The sequence below is a fragment of the Enterococcus aquimarinus genome (assembly GCF_001885765.1).
Lineage (GTDB): Bacteria > Bacillota > Bacilli > Lactobacillales > Enterococcaceae > Enterococcus_I > Enterococcus_I aquimarinus.
In genome coordinates this window covers 199,341-217,791 of sequence record NZ_JXKD01000001.1, presented here as the reverse complement: position 1 = coordinate 217,791, position 18,451 = coordinate 199,341, and the positions used below count along the sequence as shown (strand labels likewise).

16 protein-coding genes are annotated in these 18,451 nt (G+C 39.0%); 4 read left to right on the top strand and 12 right to left on the bottom strand.

The annotated features are described in order from the left end of the window. Positions 1–34: 34 nt before the first annotated feature. The 4 genes from RU93_RS01060 to RU93_RS01045 form a co-directional block, all read right to left on the bottom strand. Positions 35–964 carry a hypothetical protein gene (locus RU93_RS01060; protein ID WP_071873873.1) on the bottom strand — a complete coding sequence of 310 codons (930 nt, stop codon included), beginning with the start codon at positions 962–964 and terminating at the stop codon, positions 35–37. Between the two features lie 18 nt (positions 965–982). Continuing rightward, positions 983–1,267 (bottom strand): hypothetical protein, encoded by a 285-nt coding sequence (locus RU93_RS01055; protein ID WP_071873760.1) that lies wholly within the window; start codon positions 1,265–1,267, stop codon positions 983–985. A 314-nt stretch (positions 1,268–1,581) separates the two neighbouring features. Next, positions 1,582–2,247, bottom strand: coding sequence for a Crp/Fnr family transcriptional regulator (locus RU93_RS01050; protein WP_071873759.1), 666 nt, complete (start codon positions 2,245–2,247; stop codon positions 1,582–1,584). Positions 2,248–2,262: 15 nt separating this feature from the next. Continuing rightward, positions 2,263–2,484, bottom strand: a complete 222-nt coding sequence (locus RU93_RS01045) for a heavy-metal-associated domain-containing protein (protein WP_071873758.1) — start codon at positions 2,482–2,484, stop codon at positions 2,263–2,265. 355 nt (positions 2,485–2,839) lie between these two features. On the opposite strand from RU93_RS01045, the gene RU93_RS01035 reads away from it, so the two are divergent. Next, entirely contained in the window at positions 2,840–3,082 is a 243-nt protein-coding gene (locus RU93_RS01035; protein WP_071873756.1) for a hypothetical protein, read from the top strand. Positions 3,083–3,125: 43 nt separating this feature from the next. Here RU93_RS01035 and RU93_RS01030 read toward each other — a convergent pair whose 3' ends face one another. The 5 genes from RU93_RS01030 to RU93_RS01010 form a co-directional block, all read right to left on the bottom strand. Then, positions 3,126–4,265, bottom strand: a complete 1,140-nt coding sequence (locus tag RU93_RS01030; RefSeq protein WP_071873755.1) for a class C sortase — start codon at positions 4,263–4,265, stop codon at positions 3,126–3,128. After that, a complete protein-coding gene (locus tag RU93_RS01025; RefSeq protein WP_071873754.1) occupies positions 4,246–5,490 on the bottom strand; it encodes a class C sortase in 1,245 nt (414 codons plus the stop codon). The genes RU93_RS01030 and RU93_RS01025 overlap by 20 nt, the downstream gene beginning before the upstream one ends. Positions 5,491–5,616: 126 nt before the next feature. After that, positions 5,617–7,119, bottom strand: a complete 1,503-nt coding sequence (locus RU93_RS01020) for a SpaH/EbpB family LPXTG-anchored major pilin (RefSeq protein WP_071873753.1) — start codon at positions 7,117–7,119, stop codon at positions 5,617–5,619. Between the two features lie 24 nt (positions 7,120–7,143). Beyond that, entirely contained in the window at positions 7,144–7,968 is an 825-nt protein-coding gene (locus RU93_RS01015; RefSeq protein WP_071873752.1) for a pilin N-terminal domain-containing protein, read from the bottom strand. A gap of 1 nt (position 7,969) precedes the next feature. Continuing rightward, complete coding sequence (locus RU93_RS01010; protein WP_071873751.1) at positions 7,970–11,398, bottom strand: vWA domain-containing protein; 3,429 nt, start codon at positions 11,396–11,398, stop codon at positions 7,970–7,972. A gap of 337 nt (positions 11,399–11,735) precedes the next feature. Here RU93_RS01010 and RU93_RS01005 point away from each other — a divergent pair, with 337 nt between their 5' ends. Continuing rightward, positions 11,736–13,223 (top strand): helix-turn-helix domain-containing protein, encoded by a 1,488-nt coding sequence (locus RU93_RS01005; protein ID WP_071873750.1) that lies wholly within the window; start codon positions 11,736–11,738, stop codon positions 13,221–13,223. Between the two features lie 56 nt (positions 13,224–13,279). Here RU93_RS01005 and thrC read toward each other — a convergent pair whose 3' ends face one another. Both thrC and RU93_RS00995 read right to left on the bottom strand, forming a co-directional pair. Further along, positions 13,280–14,767, bottom strand: a complete 1,488-nt coding sequence (gene thrC / locus RU93_RS01000; protein WP_071873749.1) for a threonine synthase — start codon at positions 14,765–14,767, stop codon at positions 13,280–13,282. 76 nt (positions 14,768–14,843) lie between these two features. After that, entirely contained in the window at positions 14,844–16,073 is a 1,230-nt protein-coding gene (locus tag RU93_RS00995; RefSeq protein ID WP_071873748.1) for a M28 family metallopeptidase, read from the bottom strand. A gap of 115 nt (positions 16,074–16,188) precedes the next feature. On the opposite strand from RU93_RS00995, the gene queG reads away from it, so the two are divergent. Further along, the gene (gene queG, locus RU93_RS00990) at positions 16,189–17,346 is read left to right on the top strand and encodes a tRNA epoxyqueuosine(34) reductase QueG (RefSeq protein WP_071873747.1); all 1,158 of its coding nucleotides are present in this window, start codon (positions 16,189–16,191) and stop codon (positions 17,344–17,346) included. A 131-nt stretch (positions 17,347–17,477) separates the two neighbouring features. Here queG and RU93_RS00985 read toward each other — a convergent pair whose 3' ends face one another. Next, positions 17,478–18,014, bottom strand: a complete 537-nt coding sequence (locus RU93_RS00985) for an ECF transporter S component (RefSeq protein WP_071873746.1) — start codon at positions 18,012–18,014, stop codon at positions 17,478–17,480. 153 nt (positions 18,015–18,167) lie between these two features. On the opposite strand from RU93_RS00985, the gene RU93_RS00980 reads away from it, so the two are divergent. Further along, positions 18,168–18,410, top strand: coding sequence for a hypothetical protein (locus RU93_RS00980; protein ID WP_071873745.1), 243 nt, complete (start codon positions 18,168–18,170; stop codon positions 18,408–18,410). The last annotated feature ends 41 nt before the right edge of the window (positions 18,411–18,451 follow it).

Sequence of the window (18,451 nt, the reverse complement as noted above, 5' to 3'; positions counted from 1 at the left end):
TTAAAAGTAAACACGATAAGCATAAAATTCTTGATTAAAACAACTCTTGATAAATTTCACGTAATATTTGTTTTATTTCTTGAATCTCAGGGTATTTTTCAAGCTGTATAGTTGCTTGTTCGTCACCAAACATCGCGCGATATTCCAAATGATAACTTTGTGCCCAATCAGGTATAGCGGTAATTTCTGGCAACACAGGATAGAGTAACGCCAAGTGCGCTTGGGCTTCTAAAGCGATTGCTTCCGCCATTTGTGGATCGTCGTTTTCCCATTTTTCAGCGATTAATTTCAAAAGTAACTGTAATTGAGGAGTTTGTGCTAAAGGTTGTAGCTTTGAAAGATCAATGTCTACTTCTTGATTCGCAATTGTTTTAACAAAAATCGTTTCTTTGACACCACAGCTCAGTAACATTTCGACTAATTTCGGTGACAAAAATGGATTTTGTGACCGAACGAGGTAGGCTCGTGCTAATGAAACAAACCGAGTCAAAGACAGGCGCTTTAACCATTGGTGCCACTGGTTACCTAAAATCGGCAATCGTTGTTGATCCCATAACTGTAATTGAGACTCTTTCACAAGATACGTTTGTTCGCCAATTAAATCTTGCGTGCTTTCCAATAGAAGTAAATCGCGTTGCACCTTTTCATTCGGATATTGTTGCAAAAGACGATGAACGGTTAAATACTGTTCATCTAATAGAAGTAGATGGAGATATTTTTCTAACGTTTGCTCCTGCCCCAAGTACTCTGCTTGATACTCTTCAGCGTAATAGAGCGCTCTTTCAATGTCTCCCAGTAGTCGATACGATTCAACCAACAATTGAACATGATCAAACGTATTGGTTTGTTCATATAACTTTTCAAAATCCTTTTTCGCTGCTAGATAGTCATGGGCCAATAATTTCCGGGTCCCGCTCGCTAGTAATTGTTCTTCTTTTTCTGGGAATGGAATCAACTCAGACACGTCGTTCACCTTTCCTTCTTAGTATAAATGCTTCAATACAATCACTTCTTCAATGGGTCCATCGGCTTTCATTTTAGCCGCTTTTTCTAATAAACTATAGCCCGTAAAAATTTCCCCATTTAATTCATCTTCAATTTGAAAAATTTGTGCTTTTTCTAAAGCAATTGTTTCAGTTAATACTTCTTGAATACTATCCCAACCGGTATCGATAAAGACCTTCGTATCATCCGGTACATTTGCTTCATCTAAACGCTGAATCGCCATTTTTAATTCTTTTAATGTCATTTGATTAAATTCTTGCATCAAAATCCCTCCTGTCTCCTTCATTGTAACGAATATTCCACTAAAAAAATAGAAAAAAGAAAGAAAAAGATTTTTTTTGCACTAGAATAGACGATTCCTTCATCACTAAAAGTCATAAGCGTTTATCTAAGCAAAGCATAAAATACTCCTTGTCCAATCGTTTGAACGATTAAACAAGGAGCGATTTTATCGATGTATCCTCTTCACAAAACATGAAAGAAGCGATTAACGTGCTATCAGAATCAGTCGTCTTGATGACAAGTATTCGATCTAAAAATTCGATACTTCCTTTATTTTTCGAACTGATGATTGCCCTACCAAATCATCTCTTCTAAACCATCAACATCGAGTAATGTCACTTGTTGGCGATTGATTGTTAAATATTTTTTTTCAGCTAATAACTTAAACTTTCTTGATAACGTTTCAGGCGTCGTTCCAAGGAAAGTCGCCAATTCTTTTTTTCTCATAGGTAATGTCAAGTGAGGACCTCCCTCAACTTTAGCTAGGTTCATTAAGTAGGTCGCCAAGCGCTCTTCCACCCGTTCCATCATCAAGAACTGGGATTGTTGTTCTAATGTAGTCATTTTTTGCGCACTAAACATCAATAATTTGAGACTTAGTTGTGGAAATTGTTGCAATAATGCTTGAAAATCGGTTCTTCGAATCATACAAATATCGGTTTGTTGGAGTGCTTCCGCAAATAAATGATGAGAATTAGCACCAAACAGCATATTTTCGCCTTCGTATCCGCCTGGTTCGACGATACGTAATAATTGTTCTTTTCCATTTGAAGACAACTGATACACTTTCATCGAACCACGGGCTACAATGGCTAAGCGATCTTCACTATCAGGCGTGATTATTTGCTCACCTTTTTCAAAAACCTTATGAAAGGCTACTTGGTTAATTAATCGTTGTTCTTCTAGTGCCAAGTGATTAAATAATGGCACAACCGTTACGCATAAATGGTCGCTCAACATTCTTCATCCTCCGTTTTACTTAATTTTTTGACTCAGTACATTAAATCCTATTGACTCGATTGCGCTGCCAATTTCCTCCGCTGATGTTTTGCTAGGATCAATCTCCGCTTTTACTTTACTTGCGTTAAAAAGAACTTTAAACTGCAACACGCCTTCAATTCTCCCCACAGCAGCTTCAATTTTTTGTAAACATGATGGACAAACCAATTCTTCTAATTGTAATATAATTTTTTGCATCCTTTAACACTCCTTCTTCTCTTTTCTTAAGTATACTCATCTTCTTCATCGTTTTACTTGATAGCTATCAAGTTTTTATGAAAGAGATTATTTTTACTTTTTTTTATTTTTCCGCTACAATAATGGTATCATTGTGTAAAGAAGGTTAGGGAATGTCTATCAAACGGTTTGTTCAGTTATTCGTTTTATATTTTTTATCAATTGTTATCGCGGTTCCCCTTACAAATTTATTAAAGGTTAACAATGCTCTCTTGTCTTATTTTATCATTAGTGTGATTGGTTATGTCACATTAACATTACCATTAACGATAATGACAATAAAGAAGGAAAAAAACAAATAAAAGGAAGTGTCTTTATGCCTGAATATGCAGATAATTTCAAAGCAACAGGAATGATTAACGCGTTAATCGAACAGTTCAATCAGCTAGAAAAAGAGTATCCTAACCAACAAGTCATTATTCTAGATGAACATCAACAACGTATCCGTGATATCAAAAAAATTAATTCGGATTTTATTCAACTGACTTTAGATGAAGCGATGCCCACGATTCGTTTTATCCATGCAAATCAATTTAATCTCACGGTAAAAGTAACCTAACTGAAAAAAGGAAGAGATATTCATCAGTCTCTTCCTTTTTTTGTTAGGTCCCCATCAGAACACTGACGGGTGATGGTTTTTGATTGCGTTGTTTTTTCGAATAAATTTTTGTTGCTTGTCCTTTTTTCTTGATGCCCACTTTTATTTTTTGCTTTTCCCCTTCAATTGCGATTTGATACAGTCCTCCTGGCAAATTTTCAAAGATTGCTTTCCCAGAAGCATCCGTCGTTCGAATAAACGGTTGATGATCACGTATCAAAGGTTTTTTCCCCTGTCGATTGTACAATTGAATCGCTTTTTGTGTGTCAGCTGGATCAGAGTTCAATTGAATTGCTAAATCAAAACGGGTTCGACGGAGTGCCTCTTGGCGAATCACTCGAACTAGTAACCACAAACTTAATACAACAATCATGCTCACTCCTGTTAAAATCGCAAACTGCTTGAATCGACGGAAACGATCACCGTTTTGGATGGCTTGTTTGATTTCTGGTGTATAGGGTACTCGTTTACCCGTTACTAATAGCCGATGCGAGTTAATCATATAAGGTGTACAGGTCACGAGTGTCACCAAGTCTTGGTCGTCAATGATTTTTAAGGAGGACGTCTCGTTAGGTTCTACTACCTCACTACTGATGACTTCATACGCCAACGTCTCGCCTAAAACTTCCAACAAAAACAGATCACCGTTGTTTAATTTTGGTAAATTCGTGAACAACTCACGCTCTGGTAACCCTCGATGGGCAGAAATCACGGAATGTGTTCCAGCTCCGCCAACAGGAAAAGACGTACCATTAATCACGGTAGCGCCAACTTCTAATAAATTCGGAGTGGTTGTATCAAAAAGAGGGATTTCAATCGCCAACTTAGGGATATTTACTTGTCCAATCACATGCTTGTCATATTGCTCCTTTGAAAGACGTCCCCCCGCAGTATCTTCAAAAGGATCTGTCGTAAAATGAATCCCTGTTTCCGCTAATTTTCGATTAGCCTCAGCAAGTTGTGCTTGTTGACTGGCGTACTGCTCCTCACTTTTTTTCTGATAGCGTTCCATCCGCACCTGATCCAGATATTGATTTAAAGCGTTAATATAAAACGGATAGAACATGGTTAAACTTCCTACTAAAAATAGGACAATCATCACGATTTTAGAAATAAAGGGATGGTTATTCTTTCTCTTTTTCATGTGACGTCACCTCATTAATGATGTCGATTTGGTTAAATTTAGTTCTTCTCCATAACTTAATTGGACGCGTGATTTTAAAGTAGCGATCATGCAGGAAAAACACTTTCCCTTTTACGGACAATGGCGCACCGCTGCTTCGTACCGCGCGATAGATGCCACCAGGAATTTGTTTAAATGAGACGAGACCATCCTCTTCACTCGTGACCGTGAATGGTTCTTCATTGTCACGAAAAACGGTACGTCCTTTTTTATCCATTAAAACAAATGGCACACCGACTTGTGGTTGATTTTCTTTTAGTAAATAAAAATTGAAGTCATAGCGTTGTTTAATGCTTTGATAATACACGTATTTGCGCCAGATCCAGTAAAAAAATAGTGCGATAAAAAGTGGAATAAGCATCATATAAACTTGAAACCGACGCTTATGATACGTTTGGGTCGTTTGGATTTCTTTTTTTAGTTCTTCTTCTGGAAAAGGCACGCGTTTCCCAGTGACTAATAAGCGATGCGTATTAATCATATATGGTGTACATGTCAAAAGTGTGACCAAATCTTCACCATCTCTGATCTTCAAAGAGTCTATCTCGTGAGGAAGAACTGTTTTAAATGCTTCGATTTGATAAGCTAGCTTTTCTCCTGTAATTTCCACAAAAAAGAAATCCCCTTTTTTTAATTGCTCTAAGTCCGTAAATAGTTTCTGATTGGGAAGACCACTATGACCCGTAATCACAGAATGACTGTTTGGTCCCCCGATTGGGAAAGAAGTGCCTTGTAGGACCGTAGCGCCTTTTTCTAATAAGATTGAATTGGTTTCGCTAAATAATGGTAAACTCACATGAATCGTTGGGATATAGATGGCGCCAATCGTATATTTTTCGAAATAGTCGCTTCCAAGATTTTGGGTATTGTCGACTAAGCTGGTAAAAGGATCTTCGACTAAACCCATTCCTGGTATATTATTCAACTTACCCTCTTCTAGTAAGGCTTGATTTTTTTGTTCAAGTTCTGCTCTTTGCGCCTGGAGTTGCTCTTTATTTTGTTTGTCACTTTTTGCTTGCATCTCTTCGATTCGTATTTGATCATAATAATTATTAATCGCGTCTGCCACAAAAGGATACGAGAAAATGATGGCCCCAGTTAAGAACAAACCAGCCATGACTATCTTTAAAATGAGGTTAATCCGCTCGTCCTTTAGACGTGAATGGGTTTTTTTTTTTGCTTTCATCTCCTCACTCCGTTCTCTGCTTAAAAATGAACGGTAAGATTTGGTAACCTACCATCCCACCGTTCATTTTTAAGCAGTTGAAGTACAAGGGGCTGTACTTCAACAACTTTTTGTATGTCATTTTTGTTAGACTTCCGCTTGTTCTTTTGAACGTTTGAACCAGATATAAGCACCTAGCATCATCATAGAACCGATTGCTAAGAACGCGTAAATCCCAGTTCCACCAGTTGCTGGTAAAAGACCTTTCGGAACGTTTAGAATGGTTTGACGTAATTGTGCTGTTTCGCCGTAACCACCGTAAACGACAGTAAATTCTTGTGGTTCATCTAATAAAACGTAACCGTCTGGCGTCACTGTTTCTTTTAAGAAGTACGTTCCTTGCGTTAAACCAGTAATCTTGATGACGCCATCAGCTGCAGAAGTGACTTCCGTTGCATCTGCTTCATCCGTAACCCAGCCCGCAAAGGCATTCACACCAAGTGCATTCACCGTAAACGTTGCCCACTCCATACCCTCTTCTGTTTCTCTGTAGGCTTTGAATTTCGCGTTTTCTAACGCTTTATCAGTTTGACCATCTTTTTTAATAAATTGTTTACCACCAGTCACCACACCTGGAGGAGGAGTCATCTCAGTGGTTGTAGTACCATTAATAATGATACTCGCATTGTTTTCAATGATGGTATCAGGTACGGCATCTTCGGTTAGTACCATATCGTAAGTAATTACCAATGCATCGCCCGCTAAGGCTTTCACATTAGCACTACCTGGTACTAAGTTAATCGTTAATTCATTTCTTGTCGGCGAAATGGTCACCGTGTAATCTGTCGGAGAAGTTAATCCGGTAACCACTAGATTTTCCGGATCAGCCACGGCCATCCCTGCTCCTGGTGTATCTTTAATCACAAAACTCGTTCTGGTTCCAATGTTAGTTGGAATTTGAATGGTAAGTTTGTAACTTAGCACATCACCAATTTGAACATTCGGATATTCTTTTCCATCAATCGTTACACTGCCAAACGCATCAACATTGGTCATTTCTTTGATATTTTCTGCGCTAACATTCTTTGGATAGACATGAATATCTGTATTTAATTGACCGGCACTGCCCATTGCGGTGTAGATTGGCATTGCTAAAATAAAGGGTGCTGCTTTTTCAATAATGGTTGGACTATCTGGTGTAGTTGTTTCAACAAATAAGTACGCGGCATCTTTACCACTAGAGATTAATGGTAATCCTGTGAACGTTGTTTTTCCACTGGGATCGACTGTTAACTGTTCTGCTTTTGCGACTGGGAAAACGGTAGGTGGTGTCGCATTATGGAGTGCAAGCACGGCATCAATCGCTTCTGCTTGGGTTTTACCAACGATTGCAGCATGATAAGCTACTGTAACATCGTAGACAGTAAATCCTGCCCCAGCTAATGGAGTGCCTCCAAAAGTAGCATCTTCTAAACCAGTATTGACTTTTACTTCAGGCATTTCATCTTCAAAGACGCGTTTATGAACGGTCACATCTGTCGTAGTTGGTGGCGGTGTGGTATCAGCAAATGCACTTATTCCCCCTGCGAATAGCGGAACTAAGAGTAACGTAGCTATCATAATCTTCCAAAGCTTTCTCCCTGTACGCATTGTTGTTTCCTCCCATTTTTTGATTTATTTTTTTGTTCGAATAACCTGTTTACTCGTTCGCCGTCTTTGCCAATAAATAATGACTGAGCCAACGATTAGTATGCCGACAATCCCCATGATACTTTTGGCTTCTCCGGTTTGTGGTAAGCGACCACCCGGAGTCGGTGTTGGTGACGGTTTTGGTTTTTCTTCGCCACCTGTCTGTGGTAAGCGACCACGCAACACATTTTTTGGGTACAGATGAATCGTGTCTAGGAATTGTCCTTCGTTCATCGGATCTTCAACCGGTAAAACAACTAACATCGGAGCAGATTCTTGACGAATCACGCTGTTATTAGGTAGTTTTTCTAAAAACAAAATCGCAGGATTCTGTTCAGCCACTTCACTCAAATCAAGCGTCAAGGTCACCATCCCATTCTCACCTGTTTGTGGATCTTGCGTCGTGGTAATCGTCGTCACTAAGTTTTCCGCTGTCAGTGTCTCTCTTAAGGTATCGGAGTCTGTTTCAAGTATCGCTTGCATCACTTCTTCTATTGTTTTTTGGGCTAATTCGCCTGCAAGATAGGCACTAGCATCATAAACGTCAAAATTGATCCCGTTTATGCCAAATGTTTGAGTGTCATCAATGAGCGCATCATTTGCTTCTGTCACATTTTCTGGTGTAAGTTCTAGACCACTATTAATCTGACTATCAAGAATGCTATTAGGATTCAGAAAGACCCGTTTATGTAACACAAACGTTACTTCTTGTGGAATTTCTGCCGCTTGGGCGCTCCTATGTCCGATTAATCCTAAAGGTGCTAAGAGAAAGATGAATGCCACACTTGCGACTATTTTTCTTAGTGTCATCTCACTTCGCCCCCTTTCGATTACGATACACATAGTAAATTCCAATCACACTTGCGATACTCGCTAAAACGAAGGTTACGATTAGATATTGTTGTGTCCCATTTCCGCCAGTACTAGGCAGTTGTCCTTTTTGGCGATTTTTGACATCAAGCTTAATAATATTGCCTTCTCCTGTAATCACACCTGATTGCGAAACATCATCGACTTTTACGTTACCGTCCAGATCAATCATAATGGTGATTGGATTTTGCAAACCGATATAGCCATCTGGCGTCTGGGTTTCCGTTAACGTATATGTTCCTGGTTTTAGACCCGTGAATTCGAAGAGATTATTCGAGCTCAACAACTCATTTGAATATGGCGGACTTGTCGTCGTACTTTCTAACTTAAACTTGGCTCCGTTAACGGCATTTCCAACAGTATCAAGTTTTTTCACGATTAGTTTAAAGTCCTTCAACCGATTGACCACTTTATTTCCAGTAGGTAAACCATTGACTGACAAAGTGGCATTAGTATCGGAAACCACCAAATTCATCGGATCAATGGGTTCGTATCCTGGTAACGTCAGCGTTTCTTTCACAACGTAAGAACCGATCGGAAGTTGTGTTGGGAAGCTAACTTTACCCGTCGCATCAGAGAGTACTTGTGTTCCAATCGCTGTTGTACCGTTTGCTTTGAATAACGTGAATCCAACCCCCGCTAACGGTGTAGTTCCATCACTTTTCACTTTTGTAAACTCAATCTTCGTCTTCAATAGTTCATTTGTTACTTTTAATGTTTTATTCGTCGAACTAATATTGACAGAAGCAGGAGTATAAACAGGGGCTTTGTACCCCGTCACACGAGTTGGTGTTTCTTTAATGGCATAATCAATTTTTAGACCACTTTCATAGGCTTGGATTCCGGTAAAGGTATAGCTCGTTGTTCCAACTGGTAACGTGATGCTCTTACCAGGGACATCTTCCCAAGTCGTGCCAACTTTTTTCTGTAATTGTAGTGAAATGGATTGGCGTGTCGTCCATGTATTATTATCATCAATCCATTCTTTGGTAACCGGTATATCGAAGGTCGTAGCCTCTTTTTTGACCGATGGAATGGCAAAACCAAATGGATTTGTATATTGATCATCCGCTAAGTAGGTAGGCCCGTTCGCCGGATAGAATTTTCCATCCCGATATTCTTCTTTGAGCGTGACCTCATACTCCACTCGAAAACCATTGAGTTTGGTACTATCTCCAGCTAAAGTCAAATTAGAAAGATTGATTTTATTACCGGTTTTATCAATCACCACATCACTTGCATAAGTTGGATAACTTCCTGACGTGGATGGAATGACAGTCAGTGTTCTTGGAGAGGAACTGAGATTCAATTGTAGCGCAGACGTCTTAACAGTTGCTGCATCCAGCGTGACATAACTACTCATTGGATCAAAGACTTTCGCCTCACGGATTAATGCACTTATATCGATAATTTTTTGTTTAATGTTATTCATGACCGCTGTTAAATCAGACTGACTAGTAGCTGAATATTGTCCCTTAGGCCCTAAAGCAGATAGTATATCTCCTACATTAGAAACATTAAAACCAATGGCATAGCGATCAATATTCGGATAACTTACTGACCGACTGTTAGCATGCGCAATAATCGCATTCCGAGTCGATTGAGGTGTAGCAATACCATCTCCGGTAAATAAGTTAGATCCCGCTGTGAAACGTTCTACCGTAGAAACAGGTTGTGTCCTTGTCATTGCATTACTGGAATTACCTGATGTTTGCCGAATTCCAGTATATGTAGTCGTTGGTGCATAAGTTGGTAGGCCATCCGTTAGAATAATCAAAACTTTTGCAGCATCTGTTCGGGAGTTATAAGCCGGATTAACTAGAAGATCAAGCCCTGCATCCAATCCTAAGAACGTTGGTGTTCCACCTGTAGGTGTTACATTTAAAATAGTATGACTTAGAAAACTTGATGCACTCGTTGTAAATCCAGTATAGTTGCCGACTGTCCCACCAAAGTTCCCAATTTCTCCAAAGGCTGTCCAATTGTTATTCACTTGGGCTCCACCAAAAGAGGCTAGTCCTAAACGCACAGCTCCATCGGCATTGTTAGTACTTCCTAGCAAACCATTTGCAAATGTATTCAATGAATTTTTTAAGACTGTCCAGTTAGAATCTGCCATACTTCCCGACTTATCGACTACGAAGACGACATCAACGTTGCGTCGTGTTTGTAAGTACCCACCAATCATATCCAGTTGCACTTTGAATTTTGTCGGATCACTTGTGGGCATCGCAATTTTCTTCAAATATATATCCTGTGCCGGATTGGTTGTCACTTGGTGTGCATGATAACCTTTATCGAAATTAAGTGGAGTTGTATTCAGAATATTTTTTACAGGAACACCAGAAACGCTATCTGCCGTACTGCCGTAATTGTAATTTTTCACAAATGGACTTGTTAAAGCAGCACTATAATTGTTTGTTCCATGAGTGGGATATTGCCCCCCATCTGGGGTATAGGCAAAGGGATCTGTATAGGATGCTACGGCAAAAGGAGCAATACCTGCGTTATATTGGAAGTTTTGAACAAGATTATCCGCTTCTTTTAACGCTTCCTCGGTACTAGCTGTCTTTTCAAAACTTGAACTTGTTTCACTTGGGGAAGATTCCATTTCGCTCGTTTCTGGCACTTGGCTTTCGACTGTCGTCTCGGACGTTTCCTCACTCGGTGTTACAATTTCTTCTTGAGAGGTGTCCTTCACTTCACTCGAACTCGTAACGGGTGCATCAATTTCGGGTGCAGACAATTCGTGTACATCCGCATCTGGTGTTTGCAAAATATCTTCCGTAATAATCTTTTCTTCTATTACTTCCACTTCTGTTTCGTTGTTAAAGGTAGTGACGACTTCCGAACTGCCGCTACTTTCTTGTGAAGCAAACAATTCTTCTGAGGAAATAGTCTCCTTGACTCTTTCTACTTCTTTAATGATTTCCTCATCGAGTTGAATACGTAAGGCGAGATTCTTTACAGATAAAGCTGTCATCACCACAACGGTTCCTTCTGCGGATGTCTTAAATTCTTCATTCATAAACCAATTATTCTCATTCAAGCGCCAACCATCGATGTGTTCAGGTTGAACGAGCGAAGTATCAACATTTTTTTCTGCTTTTCCTTCATTATCATAAAACTTTAGTTTCAATCGCCGTGCACTATTTTGTGTCGGTGTAGACCATTGATACTGTAGTTCCCAGCGCATTTGATCATTGACTTGTTTCACATTTGTCGTCACTTTTAACGTATCTGTTTGAATAATTGTTTCACGAACTTCATCGGATGATTGTGCATACACGATATATGCCTGCATCAAATTGGGAATCATGCTTGCCAACAACAATATGAATCCAAACCAAACGACTCCTTTACTTCTCATTATCTCCCCTCCTAACCATTATTACTTTTTAATTAAATGATTATTTTATTTTGGATACGGTTTCATTTATGTGGTTCTGTAGCTCTGTAGCTCTCTTTCTCTCATCAAAGAGCGTATTCTTTACTCGATGCATGAAGACGTTTAACAGAGAGAACAATCCACTTTCTTGAGATTAAAAGAAACCGACCACTTAAACACACTCATTGAAATCTAATTAAATTTTATCACTCTCTCATCTTATTTTCATGTTCATCATTTACCTGTCATAAAGCGATTATTTGAACATGTGAAAGGGCTTTTTTTGTAGTATACTGTTCATACATTAGGAGGGATCATGATGAATGTTGAACAATACACTACGGAACCTTTGTTCGGGCTGGATAAAGAATTTTTACTCAAAAACCAATTGTTGCAGATCCTCGATAATTCGTCTAATTACCTAACATTTAAAGAAATCGCACATCACTTCCGAGGTATCAGCATTGATGTACTCCAACAAACATGTCGCAAAATTCAAAGTGATTTTTTAGAATGGTATTCCGTAGAAGAATGTGAGCTAGTCATTCATCCGCAGTTAGGTGCCCGCCTATTACGAAAGAAAATCCCTTTTAAAGCCTTAATAGACGCTTATGCTTGTCAGGAAATATCTTACACGTTACTACAAGAACTTTTTCGTTATCGTGAGCTGATTGCTTCTGATTTTTATGAAAATCAACATGTCAGTGAATCGACTTTGAGACGAAAAATTAAACGAATCAATCAAAGTTTAGCTCACTATAACTTACGGATTACATTTGCCTATAAAATCAAATTAACTGGTTCCGAACTCGCCATTCGTTCCTTTTATTTCTATTTTCTTTTCTTATTTTATCGCCAATTGCCAGCGGTACCCGGTATTGCCGAACAAGGTTTTTTTGAATCCAAGGCAATAAAAATACAAAACCATTTAGGTCTAACGCTCTCTTTAAAAGAGTTAGGTGTCTTTTCACTCATTTATTACGTCCATGAACATGGCGTCCACTCAGGTACACCACTACGTTTAACCGAAAAGGAAAATGAACTTTTCCATCAATTTGATTTTCCGCCTAAACCAAACTTCTTAAATAATTGGTCGTTCAATGATTGGCAATTTTTTTTACTATTTACCATGGCTACCGATCTTTTTGAACAGGACTTTGACATAGCGACAAGAGATGTTTTAGTCCCACTGTTTGTTTTTGAGTCCCTTGCTTGGGGTCAAGCATTTAAGATGGCGTTCGGTCAACTCACTAGTGAAGAACAAGCCCTTGTCCATGAAGCAATCCAAAAGTCCTTGGTTCTGTCCTATTTTATTTCAATCGATGATGAATTTTTCCGCTTATTTCAAGTCATCAACTTCGAAACGTTTCAGCAACAAAATCCACTTTTTTACCAACGCTTCGAACAATTTTGGAATGATTTTCGGTTTAAAGTCCCAGCTTTGGATAGTAGTTCCTTTAAATTTACAAGTTTGATGTTAGCTTCTTACTTTTCCCCGCTCGATACGCAGCTTTACTCTGTTAAAATCGCAGTCTATTCTGAGGTATCCAGTCATTTTAATTACTATTTAGCCAATCGCTTGAAAAGCCAGTTTAAAACAAAATATGATTTTGTTTTTATTACTGATTTCCAACAAGCAGATTTGATTATTACAACCTTTGAATTACCTGCAGAGGAGTGTTATGAAACGCCACAAATTATTATTGATCCGCTTTTAACGAGCAACGATTTACTCCTAATCGATCAGTGGATTGAAAAAATGATTGTGAAAGAGTCAGATTTACTTCTTTCAATGTCAGATATTTGATTTCAATAAAAAAAGATTCAAGCGAGTGTTCTCGCTTGAATCTTTTTGACTAAAATTTAGAGATGTAAGATACTTTCAACCGCTTGTTGCATTTCTGTGACTTCAACGACTTGCGTATGTAAAATTGGCAAATCCGTTAGTTCTTTGACAGCTTGCGGTAACGCAATTCCTGTTAATGCTTCTAGTTGATGGACTAAAGTAAAATCATCCGCCTCTGAAACGCGTCCAGTAATCGCTTCGACAACGGTTCGTGGGAATTTATACGGACTAGCTGTTGAAATCACCACCATTTTTAATGGACTTCCTTGCTCTTCTTGATACTTTGTAGCGACACTTTTAGCGACTGCAGTATGAGGGTCAATCGCATACGCCTCTTCTTTAAAGACGGAAGTAATCGTTTCTTCGACTTCCTTCTCTGTTGCGAATGCGCCGTAAAATTCAGCTAATTCCGCTAACATTGTGGATGAAATTTGGTACTGACCATCGACAAGAAGTGCGTCCATCCATTCTTTCGTTTGTTTCGCATCGGCACCACTCAAATGGTAAATCAGACGTTCCAAGTTACTTGAAACTAAAATGTCCATCGATGGCGATGTGGTTAAGTAGAAAGGACGTTTGCGATTGTACTCGCCTGTTGCAAAGAAATCCGTTAAGACATTATTCGTGTTTGAAGCACAAATCAATTGATTAATCGGCACACCAATTTTCTTAGTGTAATAAGCAGCTAAAATATTCCCAAAATTCCCTGTTGGTACGGAAACGTTGATTGGTTCACCAATGGTAATCTCGTTGCCCTTCACTAGTTGAGCATACGTATAAACATAATAAACAACTTGGGGCAGTAAACGTCCAATATTCATTGAATTCGCAGAAGAAAATTGTTGATTATTTTTAGCTAATTTTTCTTTTAATTCCGCATCATTAAACATTACTTTTACGGCGCTTTGAGCATCGTCAAAATTACCTTTTACCGCAATCACATGGGTATTGGCCCCTTTTTGGGTAACCATTTGTGTCTCTTGAATTTTACTAACGCCTTTTTCAGGATAAAACACAATGATTCGTGTGCCAGGAACATCGGCAAAGCCAGCCATCGCGGCTTTCCCTGTATCGCCAGACGTCGCTGTTAAAATCACGATTTCTTTTTCTACTTGATTTTTTTTAGCAGCCGTTGTCGTTAAATACGGCAAAATAGATAACGCTAAATCTTTGAAGGCAAATGTTGGACCATGAAATAGTTCCAAATAGTAACTATCGCCCTTTTTTTCAAGCGGAGCAATGACCGGATTGTCAAATTTCTCATCGTAAGCACCTGCAACACAGGCTTTAATTTCTTCGGCGGTAAAGTCCGTTAGAAATGCTTGTAAAATGAATTCTGCTACTTCTTGATACGTTTGGGTAGCCAGTTTCGCAAAGTCCAAATGTAAATCTGGAAATTGCGTCGGGACATAGAGACCTCCGTCTGTAGCGAGTCCTTGTAAAATCGCTTCTGAAGCCGTCACAATATTTTTTTCATCTCGTGTACTTTGATATAATAGAGGCATCATTTCAACTCCTTAGAATTTTTCTTATTAATTTCATTATTCTATCATTTTTCATTCTAAAGAACTAGTCATTTTTTTATTCTGCGATTTTCCGCAGTAAGTAGTCATCTAATTCTTCAAGCATTTTCTTTGGCATCGTGGAAGGAATCGGACAAACTTCCGCTTCAATCACACGACTAGCAAACGCTTGGATAAATTCAACGGTCTGATTAAAGCTTTCGACACTAATAAAATCAATCACGTCTTTCTTAGAATGGATTTGGGCACCTCCTACAACAGCCCCTCGCGCAAACGTAATGGCAGGTACTCCACCGTCGGCAAAAGGCGTCGAGTCACTTGGATAAACCCCTGTTGATGTTTTAATGGCGAAATTTAACTCTTTTGCAACAAAATCAATATAGTGAGTAATGGCTTCTTCACCCGTCACACAAGCAATATCCTTTCCTAACACGACACCAAGCATATCTAAATTAATATTTAATTTATACTGATCGATTGTCTCTTGATGTGCTTTCACGTACTGTGTTGCACCAATCAATCCACGTTCTTCCGTACCTAACCAAAGAAATTTCAACGTTCTTTTCGGTTTCTTTTGACTAAAGTATTTTAAGAAATCTAACACAGCGAGTGCACCTGTCGCGTTATCATAGACGCCTTTAGAATGGCGAACGGAATCGTAGTGTCCAGAAAAACAAATGATTTCATCCTCGATATCACCCGGTAATGTGACGACAAGATTGTGTGAAGTGCGCGTACTTTCTTTTGCGTTAACCGTTAGTCTTACTGTCGTAGGATTCAATCTGACAAGTGTCTGAGCATCATGAATACTCATCGTGACACCAGGTATTTTCCCTAATTCTTGCAACTTCGGCCGTAAGTAACGATCTTCTACTTCGATTTCTGTATCATAAACACTTCCGTTAAAGGTAATAAAACCTACCGCACCGGCTTGAATAATTTTTTTATACGAGTCATAGCGCAACGCCCCATTAAATAAAACGATTTTGCCTTTCATTTGACTTAAACTAATCTCATCTAAATCTTGCCCGTAATAAAAAGGCGCTTCTAAGCCTTTTGTGACACCTGCCATTCCAACACCCGTGACTTCAAAGCTTTGATTTTGAGGTGCGGTGATTTCAAAAGTAGCCGTGACTTCTTCAGGAAATTCAATTTCAAACGGCTCGAGCGTCGCATTCAAACCCATTTTCTCAATTTCCTCTTTGATAATCATCGCCGCACGGTACTCTTCCTTTGAACCGGCAATCCGTTCAAAAGATAATTTTTCTAAAAGTGCTAAATTTTCCAATACTTGACACTCCCTACTTCTATTCTTACATTTTAGTATACCTTTCTTGTGGACTAGAAACAAACCAAAAAAATATGCTATAGTAGAAAAAAGAATCGCTTTGGAGGTGCTTGACTTGTTAAGCTTAAAAGAAAAAATTATTCAAAAAAGCAAAGAATTAGGAATTGATAAAATTGGCTTTGCGACGGCTGAACCCTTTGATCATTTAAAAGAGTCCTTAATGGAACAAAAAGAAAAAGGCTTTACTTCGGGATTCGAACATCAAAATATTGACGAGCGTCTGTATCCCGAGTTAACGTTTGAACAACCCAAAAGCATTATCTCGATTGCCTTAGCGTATCCGAATAAATTCCACGGGGAAGTCCCGCGCGATGTGAAGCGTGGTCAATTTGCCCGAGCTTCATGGGGGGAAGACTATCACTCGATTTTGCAAGATCGACTCAAAAAGTTGGTTGCTTATATCGAAAGTGAAGCAAGTTCCGAAGAAGAAAAAAACAAATGGCGTTTTTCACCGCAAGTCGATACTGGAGAATATGTCGATGTGGCTGTCGCCCAACGCGCAGGGTTAGGCTTCATTGGACTGAATGGTTTATTGATTACCAAAGAATTTGGCTCTTTCGTTTACCTCGGTGAAATTACGACCAATATTCAATTTGAACCTGACGAACCGGTCCCAAATGGCTGTGGTGATTGCACGCGTTGTATTACCGCTTGTCCAACGAAAGCCCTCTTAGGGGATGGTCGAATGAACGCCAAGCTATGTCTGTCTTATCAAACGCAGACCAAAGGAATGATGCCGCGTGAGTTTCGTAAAAAAACACGAAATGTGCTCTACGGATGTGATATTTGTCAGCTTGTTTGTCCCTATAATCAAGGAATTGATTCTCACTTTCATCCAGAAATGGAACCTATCGTCGACGAAGTTTTTCCAAAGCTTGAACCGATTTTAACGCTTTCTAATCGAGAATTTAAAGCGCAATTTGGACGACTTGCCGGATCGTGGCGTGGTAAAAAACCACTCCAAAGAAATGCGCTGATTGCCTTAGCCAATTTGGGCGGTCGGGAATCACTACCAGCCATCATTAACTGTCTAGACGATCCACGGCCAGTCATTCGTGGGACAGCCGTTTGGGCAATCACTGAACTGACCAAACGCGATCCAAAAGAAACGATTGGATTATTCGAACAATTACAAGTCAAAGAAACCGATCCAGAAGTCTTGCTCGAAATTACTGAAGCATTTGAGACCTTTAAAAATCCACGACGGAAATAAATAAAGGTACATCAAAAGTTTTTTTCTTCTAAGAAACGAATACGAAATCCAAACAAATAGTACTACGAATTTCTCTAAAAGCACAAATCTTGATTACTCGTGGGTAGCACTAAGAGAGGCTATGACTGTTGTCATAGCCTCTTCTTTTGGTTATTTTTGTTATTCATGAGACGTTGAAAGACCGGTGCTAGCAGAATATAAAAACCAAAATTCCCTAATCCGTGCAACGTATCAAATGAAAGACCTGCAAGGTAATACGCCCAAAAATTAGTCAACCCGTAAATTTGCGTATCAATCACCGCTAAAACGAAGCCGTAGAGATAACCTGCCAGCAAACTATAAATCGCCTGAATCCAAATAAAACGATTGAAAAAGGGAACGGAATTTAACAAACAAGCGAATAAAAGAATCAGGGAAAAACCTATAATTTGCGAAAAAGTCCAGATTCCCATCCCTAAATAAAAATTCGTAATCAAAAGCGAAAGTACAGTGACGATCACACCTCGTGAAAAGCCAAAATGCAAGGCAATCATAATCAGTAGCGCCGTCATCGGTTGTACATTCGGAATAAATTGAAACATTAAGCGCCCCACCACACAAGCAGCTGTCAGCAATGATAAAAAAGCAATCTCTTGCGTCGTAAAGGGTCTGATCGTATTTCCTCTCATAATCCTCCTCCTTCTAAAAAAGATAGCACATCTTATCAAAAGAAGAAAGTAAGAAAAAAGACAACGATTATGAAAGCTCTTTCTTTGTGTAATTACCATTTTCTTGATAGAATACAAGTGTACCATGAATTTATTTTGAAGGAGGAAATAATGATGCCTGATTCTACAGAACGCTTAAATAAATTGGCGGAAGAAACAAGAGAAGAACGTCCTTTTGCAAAATTAGATAAGATGGAAAAAGAACTAAATTTAGATGAATCACCTGATGTCGACTTAGAAGATGCGGAAGTGAATCCTGAACACCCTAAGAAAAAAGTCTTTCTTGATGAGGAAGCAATCATTGAATTAACTGCGACACAACAACAAGCAAAATTTAATAATCAACCCCCGCGGTAATCTTTTTTTATCCGCCTAGTCATATTACCAATGCCATTTTT

What these genes read in the sequence shown, in the direction of transcription:
- thrC (WP_071873749.1), bottom strand. Translation starts at nt 14,767, where the DNA reads ATGCCTCTATTATATCAAAGTACACGAGATGAAAAAAATATTGTGACG.
- RU93_RS01005 (WP_071873750.1), top strand. Translation starts at nt 11,736, where the DNA reads ATGAATGTTGAACAATACACTACGGAACCTTTGTTCGGGCTGGATAAA.
- RU93_RS00985 (WP_071873746.1), bottom strand. Translation starts at nt 18,014, where the DNA reads ATGAGAGGAAATACGATCAGACCCTTTACGACGCAAGAGATTGCTTTT.
- RU93_RS01055 (WP_071873760.1), bottom strand. Translation starts at nt 1,267, where the DNA reads ATGCAAGAATTTAATCAAATGACATTAAAAGAATTAAAAATGGCGATT.
- RU93_RS01025 (WP_071873754.1), bottom strand. Translation starts at nt 5,490, where the DNA reads ATGAAAGCAAAAAAAAAAACCCATTCACGTCTAAAGGACGAGCGGATT.
- RU93_RS00980 (WP_071873745.1), top strand. Translation starts at nt 18,168, where the DNA reads ATGCCTGATTCTACAGAACGCTTAAATAAATTGGCGGAAGAAACAAGA.
- RU93_RS01045 (WP_071873758.1), bottom strand. Translation starts at nt 2,484, where the DNA reads ATGCAAAAAATTATATTACAATTAGAAGAATTGGTTTGTCCATCATGT.
- RU93_RS01010 (WP_071873751.1), bottom strand. Translation starts at nt 11,398, where the DNA reads ATGAGAAGTAAAGGAGTCGTTTGGTTTGGATTCATATTGTTGTTGGCA.
- RU93_RS01050 (WP_071873759.1), bottom strand. Translation starts at nt 2,247, where the DNA reads ATGTTGAGCGACCATTTATGCGTAACGGTTGTGCCATTATTTAATCAC.
- RU93_RS01035 (WP_071873756.1), top strand. Translation starts at nt 2,840, where the DNA reads ATGCCTGAATATGCAGATAATTTCAAAGCAACAGGAATGATTAACGCG.
- RU93_RS01020 (WP_071873753.1), bottom strand. Translation starts at nt 7,119, where the DNA reads ATGCGTACAGGGAGAAAGCTTTGGAAGATTATGATAGCTACGTTACTC.
- RU93_RS01015 (WP_071873752.1), bottom strand. Translation starts at nt 7,968, where the DNA reads ATGACACTAAGAAAAATAGTCGCAAGTGTGGCATTCATCTTTCTCTTA.
- RU93_RS01030 (WP_071873755.1), bottom strand. Translation starts at nt 4,265, where the DNA reads ATGAAAAAGAGAAAGAATAACCATCCCTTTATTTCTAAAATCGTGATG.